This window comes from Moraxella oblonga NBRC 102422 (genome assembly GCF_001598275.1).
GTDB lineage: Bacteria > Pseudomonadota > Gammaproteobacteria > Pseudomonadales > Moraxellaceae > Moraxella > Moraxella oblonga.
Genome location: NZ_BCYQ01000093.1, coordinates 1 through 1,492 on the forward strand (window position 1 = coordinate 1; position 1,492 = coordinate 1,492).

The 1,492-nt window shown below is 31.8% G+C and carries 3 protein-coding genes; 1 reads left to right on the top strand and 2 read right to left on the bottom strand.

Translation table 11 applies throughout. The features are described 5' to 3' along the window. The first annotated feature begins 56 nt into the window (after window positions 1-56). On the top strand, window positions 57-392 hold the full coding sequence (locus MOB01S_RS12025; RefSeq protein WP_066805854.1) for a hypothetical protein: 336 nt from the start codon (window positions 57-59) through the stop codon (window positions 390-392). Between the two features lie 280 nt (window positions 393-672). Here MOB01S_RS12025 and MOB01S_RS12030 read toward each other — a convergent pair whose 3' ends face one another. Together MOB01S_RS12030 and MOB01S_RS12615 are read right to left on the bottom strand one after the other, a co-directional pair. Then, on the bottom strand, window positions 673-1,236 hold the full coding sequence (locus MOB01S_RS12030; protein WP_066805857.1) for a hypothetical protein: 564 nt from the start codon (window positions 1,234-1,236) through the stop codon (window positions 673-675). A gap of 16 nt (window positions 1,237-1,252) precedes the next feature. Beyond that, a partial coding sequence (locus MOB01S_RS12615) for a hypothetical protein (protein ID WP_245640044.1) occupies window positions 1,253-1,492 on the bottom strand: 240 nt, incomplete at its 5' end.

Consider the following 1,492-nt stretch of genomic DNA (forward strand, 5'->3'; position numbering starts at 1 on the left):
TTGGGGGGGGGGGGGTGGAACAGCTTGTCGTTGATTTAATAGATTAGAAGTATTTTATGCAAAAATTTTTGTCGTTAATTGATTTTTTTGAAAATATTAATACTCTTTCTCATAGAGAGTGGATTTATGCCAATATGGATATATGGAATAAAAATCCAAAAAGTTGTCCACTGTATTATATAACAGATGATTATATAAATAATTTAGATGATGATGAAATCTATATGAATGATGATGAACTTGAAATGCCAATATTTACCAAAGATCTAAATTTGCGTAACTTTATGATAGTTGGTGATATTTTTCATATATATATCAAAAATAATAACAAAATTGATAATACCATAAAAGAAATTAACCATTACAGACAATTTGATGATTTTTTATCTTAACTTTTGCATACCTGACTTGTAGGTTGTGATTAAGCAACAGCTTGACCCAACTTTTTATTCAATCATTCCCACAACCCACACCACAACAAGAACTGACCGATGATGTTACCGTCATTGTGTGTGAGTTCTTGCGGTGTACCTAGATGATGTTGTAATAATGGTAGGGTTAGAGAAATAAAAAGGTGCGTAATACGCACCCTACGATACTAAGATAGCCAATGATGTTTTGGCTTGATTGTTTGATTAAAAATTAAGGTGCAATTACGCACCTTAATTTAATTCACAATTCTGGATATTCAAACCCTATCTCATCAAATGGTGGATTATCTATGATAAATTGGCGATAATCACGGCAAAACTGAATAATCGGTTCATACTTGCCAAATTCTGGGTAGGTTGTCCAATTATCGGGAAATTCTTTGGAGTTTTTCTCAAATTTTATTCTTGTTTCATTTGGATAAGGTGTATCCCAATTCGCATAAATCTTTTTGCGTAGTTGGTTATAGATATAGTGTACCACTTCTAATATTTCATCATCTTGATTTCGTTTACGGCAAATAACTTGGTCTAAAAGTATATCATTTGATGAAACATCTTGTTGATTGGTTGTTTTGTTTATTGTCTGAAAAACAAAACACCAATGCAGTTGCAAATTATCATTAAAAAAATCCACATTCACGCCATTATCCATTAACTTCACTTGAATTTTTGGTCGTTCAGGTGTACCAAAAATCACTGAATAAATTTCTTTGTTTTTGTGAAGTTTTTTGGCGGTTGATTCGTCATAAGGTGAATAGATTCTTTTATAAGAATCCGAATAATCATCACAATAAAAATAATTCATTATAACTCCTAAAAAATTAAGGTTTTTTCGTGCTAACTTGTCTAATGTCAATCTTTAAATCATTGGCGTAATCTAAAATACTTTGAGGTATTGGTTTGTTCTGAATTGGAACTTCTAGTATTTGCTTGCCTTTTAATGTTTTTCCAGCTAAACCACCACTGGAAGGCACATCAGCTATGGTGGCATTTTGGGGATATTTTCTGCTCAGTTCACTTAAATAGCTCTTAGCAGTAGATTCATTAATATCTGCCAGTGG